The sequence below is a fragment of the Deinococcus sp. Leaf326 genome, assembly GCF_001424185.1.
In the GTDB taxonomy this organism is placed as follows: domain Bacteria; phylum Deinococcota; class Deinococci; order Deinococcales; family Deinococcaceae; genus Deinococcus.
In genome coordinates, this window is sequence record NZ_LMOM01000078.1 from 1 (window position 1) to 4,585 (window position 4,585).

Here is a 4,585-nt window from a genome sequence, read left to right on the forward strand (position 1 = left end):
GCAGGCGTCTAGACTGTGGTTTATGACTGGGGTGAAGTCGTAACAAGGTAACTGTACCGGAAGGTGCGGTTGGATCACCTCCTTTCTATAGGCTCCGCATTCTCCCTCTCTTCTGTCAACTCCCGCAGCTTCGGCTGCGTGCGATATACACTGCTCCGCCCCACCCCCGCCTCAAGCGGGGGTGGGGCTTTTTGTCATTGCCTCTTAGCCGATCCGGCTACGGCTCCGCTACAGTGGGCACATGATGTCCTTCGAACAGGCCCAGCAGGAAGTTCAGACTCTCGGTAAGAAACCCGGTAATGACGTACTGCTCAAGCTTTACGCCCTCTACAAGCAGGGGGTGACAGGAGATGTCCAGGGGGAACGGCCTGGGGGCTTCGACTTCGTCGGTGGCGCCAAGTACGACGCCTGGAAGGCCCTGCAGGGAATGCCGACCGACCAAGCCCAGCAGGAATATGTGGCCCTGGTCGAGATGCTCAAGGCCCGTACCTGACCCCGGTCCCGGGCCACAGCGGAGAAGTGAGGGCCACTCCGGCTCTCTCTTCTCCGGCCTGATACAGTGCCGATGTGAGCGATCAGGTAGCGGGCCCTCCCGAATCCCTGGGTGAGACGGCGTCGGCCAAGCGCCGCATGCGCGAACTGGCCTCGGCCTACGCCGCGCGTGTTCCCAGTCTGGATGCCCATGGGTTGGTTGACGGTCTCGACGGTGTGCAGCTGCGCTTCATGCCGATGGGCCAACGTGACGGGGCCTACGATCCCGAACACCATGTCATCCTCATCAACAGCCAGGTGCGGCCGGAGCGTCAGCGCTTCACGCTCGCCCACGAGATCAGCCACGCGCTGCTGCTGGGTGACGACGACCTCCTGAGCGATCTGCATGACAGCTTTGAGGGTGAGCGTCTCGAACAGGTGATCGAGACGCTGTGTAATGTCGGCGCAGCAGCCATCTTGATGCCCGACGCGCTGATCGCCGAACTGTTGGAGCGCTTCGGACCGACTGGCCGCGCCCTGGCGGAGCTGTCCCGGCGCGCCGACGTGAGTGCCTCGACCGCGCTCTACGCCCTGGCTGAACGTACGCCGGGCGCGGTGCTGTACGCGGTCTGCACGCGCTCTCGCCTAGAGAGTGACACCGATGAGGAGGACGGCGGTGTTCCTGAGACAGCCCTGACCGTCCGAGTCAGTGGGGGCTCGGCCGGCGTGAAATACACCCTGCGGTCCGGCACGCCTATACCGGCCGACCATCCGGTCCACGCCGCTTTCGAGTCCAACCTGCCGATGAGGGAAGCGAGCTACGTGCCCTTCCGGTCCGGGCGCAAGATGCCGGCCGAGGTCGACGCTTTTCCGGTCCGGGGCCGCGTGATGGTCAGCTTCGACCTGACGGGGCGCAGCGGGACATGAGAGCAGCGCCCGTGCACAGCCTCACCTTCAGCTTCGCGGTACCCGGCGGCGAGAGGACCTCCCAGGGCTGGGTGCGGCGCTGGTCGGGGTGTAGCGTCATGGGCGTCCTGAACGTCACGCCCGACAGCTTCAGCGACGGTGGGCGACATGTCCTGCTGGAGTCGGCGCTCGCCTCGGCGCGTCAGATGCGTGATCAGGGTGTGCTGATGCTCGACATTGGGGGAGAAAGCACCCGTCCCGGCGCCGAGCCGGTGGAGGCGGCCGAGGAACTGGACCGCGTGCTGCCGCTCGTGCGGGCGTTGGCCTCAGAGGGCATTCTCCTCAGCGTGGACACCATGAAGCCGGAAGTTGCCGCCGAGGTGTTGAGGGCGGGTGCCCATCTTATCAATGACGTGGGCGGCCTGCGGGATTCCGCAATGCGCCGGGTCTGTGCCGAGGCGGGCGCGGCGGCCTGCATCATGCATATGCAGGGCGAGCCGCGCACCATGCAACACCGGCCCGAATACGGCGATGTGGTGGCCGAAGTCCAAGGGTTCCTGAGAACGCAGGCCCGGCTGGCCGAGGCCGAGGGCGTACCGTCGGTGCTGCTTGATCCGGGGCTGGGGTTCGGCAAGACACTGGATCACAACCTGGCCCTGCTGCGGGCCACCACCGAGCTTTCCGCCGATTCCTGGCCCGTCTTGGTGGCCGCGAGCCGTAAGCGCATGATCGACACGTTGGCCGGGGTCCCCAACGCCGCCGAGCGCGATCCGGGTAGTCTCGCCCTCCATCTCGACGCGGCCCGGCGCGGCGCGGCCCTGGTCCGTGCCCACGCCGCCGGGGCGCACGTTCAGGCGTTGCGGGTGCAGGCGGCGCTGCTGGAGGACTAGACTCCGCGCCATGAGTCGGGTCGTCTTGGAAGGACTGGAATTTCACGCGCGTCACGGCGTCTATGACACGGAAGCCGTGCTGGGGGCACGCTTCGTGGTGGACGCCGAGCTGCACTACGCTTTCGCTGGGCTGCCGGATGAGCTGGACGCGGCCGTGAATTACGCGGAGGTCTACGCCAGCATTGCTGCAGAGGTCACGGCCGAGCGGTACCAACTCATTGAAGTGCTGGCCGACCGAATCGCGCGTCGCCTGCTGGCCGAGCAGCCCCGGCTGGAGCGGGTCACCATCCGGGTCCACAAGCCCTTCGCCCCGCTGCCCGGCGTCTTCCGGGACGTGTACGCCGAGTTGACGCTGGACCGGGGATGAGTCACGCCGCCTATATCGCCCTGGGCGCCAATCTGGGCGAGCCTCTCCAGACCTTGCGCCGGGCTGTGACCGACCTGCGGAGGCTGGGCACTGTCGAGGCTGTCTCGCCTCTGTACCGCACAGCGCCCGTGGGGGGGCCGCCCGGTCAGCCGGATTACCTCAACGCCGCGCTGCGCCTGCGAACCGAATACGAAGCTCCCGCCCTGCTCGCAGCTTTGCACGCGGCTGAGGCCCGTGCCGGCCGAGAACGCTATGAGCGCTGGGAAGCGCGGGTCCTCGATCTCGACCTGATTCTCTACGACGAACAGATCTCGCCGGACCCGGCCCTGACCCTGCCGCACCCCCGCGCCTGGCAACGGGGGTTCGTCCTCGCGCCGCTGGCCGACCTCGCCCCGGCGCTGCGGCATCCGGTCACGGGAGAGAGTGCGGCGCAGGCCCTCGCACGGGTGGGACTGGGTGGCGTAGAGCGTATGCCTCTGGACTGGACCACTTGAAACCCCGCCGGGAAGGGCGGGGCAGCTTGCAAATCAGGACGTAGGGGCGGGTTATTCGTCGTCTCCGGTTTCCTCGGCCACACGCTTGCCGGCCATCCATTCCAGGCCGGCCCACATCATGTCGTCGAGGTCGCCGTCGAGCACGTCGGCGGGATTGTGGTTCATGATGCCCGTGCGGTGGTCCTTGATGTACTGTTTGTCCAGTACGTAGGAGCGCATCTGGCTGCCCCACTCCACCTTGGCCTGGGCGCCGCGCGCCGCTGCTTCCTCGGCCTCGCGCTTGCGCATCTCGATGTCGTAGAGGCGCTGTTTGAGAATCTGGAGGGCGATCTCGTGGTTCTTGATCTGCGAGCGCGTCTGCTGCGAGGCCACGGCGATCCCAGTCGGCAGGTGGGTCAGGCGTACGGCCGAGTCGGTCGTGTTCACGCCCTGTCCGCCCGCGCCCTGTGAGCGGAAGACATCACGCCGCAGGTCACTGTCCGGAATGTGGATATTGATTTCCTCCTCCGGCACCTCCGGCACGATGTCCACGGACGCGAAGCTCGTTTGCCGGCGATTGTTCGAGTCGAAGGGCGACACGCGCACGAGGCGGTGAACCCCGTGTTCGGCCGCCATCATCCCGAAGGCCTTGTCCCCGCGGATGATGAACTCGATGCTCTGGTAGCCGGCCTGGTCGCCCGGCTGTTCGTCGATCAGGTCCACCTTGTAGCCCCGGCGCTCGGCCCAGCGCATGAACATCCGCGCGAGCATGCCTGCCCAGTCCTGCGCCTCGGTGCCGCCTGCGCCGCCCTTGACCCGTACGATGGCCGGCATCTCGGCGTGCTTCATGGTGAACAGCGTCTCGCGGTACAGGTCGTCGACCCGCGCCTGCAGGCCGTTCTGCTCTTCGGCCAGCATTTCGCGCTCTTCAGGAGAGGCCATCTCCAACATCTCTTCGAGGCCCTGAGCGTCCGAGGTCAACCGGGCGTAGTCCTCGACGATGCGCCGCACCGATCCGGCCTCCTGGGTGACCTGCCGCGCGCGGGCCGAGTTGTTCCATAGCTCCGGGTCGCTGAGCTCCCGGTCGAGTTCGTTCAGTCTGCGTGTCTTGCCGGGAATGTCAAAGGTACTCCCGGAGCGACGCCAGTTTTTCCAGTAGTTCCTGCATGGGCGTGCCTCCCTTCCGCAGCCGGCGCCCTGGGGCGTGCCGGGTCCCGTTGAGCGGGATGCGGGCTTGTTGCCAGTGGACAAGTATAGGGAGTGCGGCCCCGCGTCACCGTTACCCGCGCCGCAGCGCAGGCCAGGAAAGTGTCGTTGTGGCCGCGTTCCCCCTGAGCCCCAAGAGGCCTTGAGGCGAAAGGGTTGACAGATTTCGGATTGGCCTGTATCTTTTCTGAGCCTCGGTTGAGGCGCGGTGCATGACAAACGAAGCGTAACAAGTGAGAGATGACGCAAATATCACGTCTCAGCGCACCTGT

Annotated in this window: 6 protein-coding genes and 1 rRNA gene; 6 read left to right on the forward strand and 1 reads right to left on the reverse strand. The window is 66.3% G+C overall.

From position 1 onward, the window contains the following. From ASF71_RS20300 to folK, 6 genes are all read left to right on the forward strand, one after another. Window positions 1-85 (forward strand): 16S ribosomal RNA (locus ASF71_RS20300); the annotation flags it as partial. 159 nt (window positions 86-244) lie between these two features. Further along, a complete protein-coding gene (locus tag ASF71_RS20305; protein WP_056303547.1) occupies window positions 245-493 on the forward strand; it encodes an acyl-CoA-binding protein in 249 nt (82 codons plus the stop codon). 137 nt (window positions 494-630) lie between these two features. Beyond that, a complete protein-coding gene (locus tag ASF71_RS20310) occupies window positions 631-1,398 on the forward strand; it encodes an ImmA/IrrE family metallo-endopeptidase (RefSeq protein ID WP_056303549.1) in 768 nt (255 codons plus the stop codon). Beyond that, the gene (gene folP, locus ASF71_RS20315) at window positions 1,395-2,267 is read left to right on the forward strand and encodes a dihydropteroate synthase (protein ID WP_056303538.1); all 873 of its coding nucleotides are present in this window, start codon (window positions 1,395-1,397) and stop codon (window positions 2,265-2,267) included. Before ASF71_RS20310 ends, folP begins: the two co-directional genes overlap by 4 nt. Before the next feature lie 10 nt (window positions 2,268-2,277). After that, window positions 2,278-2,634: a dihydroneopterin aldolase gene (gene folB, locus ASF71_RS20320; protein ID WP_056303540.1), complete on the forward strand. Its 357-nt coding sequence runs from the start codon at window positions 2,278-2,280 to the stop codon at window positions 2,632-2,634. Continuing rightward, a complete protein-coding gene (gene folK, locus ASF71_RS20325; protein WP_056303543.1) occupies window positions 2,631-3,128 on the forward strand; it encodes a 2-amino-4-hydroxy-6-hydroxymethyldihydropteridine diphosphokinase in 498 nt (165 codons plus the stop codon). The genes folB and folK overlap by 4 nt, the downstream gene beginning before the upstream one ends. Before the next feature lie 51 nt (window positions 3,129-3,179). Here folK and prfB read toward each other — a convergent pair. Then, a protein-coding gene (prfB, locus tag ASF71_RS20330; RefSeq protein WP_156373007.1) for a peptide chain release factor 2 occupies window positions 3,180-4,275 on the reverse strand; the annotation gives its coding sequence in 2 pieces (ribosomal slippage) (window positions 3,180-4,229 and window positions 4,231-4,275; 1,095 coding nt in all). Window positions 4,276-4,585 lie beyond the last annotated feature (310 nt).

Coding starts and splice junctions, on each gene's coding strand:
- folP (WP_056303538.1), top strand. CDS start 1,395: ATGAGAGCAGCGCCCGTGCACAGCCTCACCTTCAGCTTCGCGGTACCC.
- ASF71_RS20310 (WP_056303549.1), top strand. CDS start 631: ATGCGCGAACTGGCCTCGGCCTACGCCGCGCGTGTTCCCAGTCTGGAT.
- ASF71_RS20305 (WP_056303547.1), top strand. CDS start 245: ATGTCCTTCGAACAGGCCCAGCAGGAAGTTCAGACTCTCGGTAAGAAA.
- folB (WP_056303540.1), top strand. CDS start 2,278: ATGAGTCGGGTCGTCTTGGAAGGACTGGAATTTCACGCGCGTCACGGC.
- folK (WP_056303543.1), top strand. CDS start 2,631: ATGAGTCACGCCGCCTATATCGCCCTGGGCGCCAATCTGGGCGAGCCT.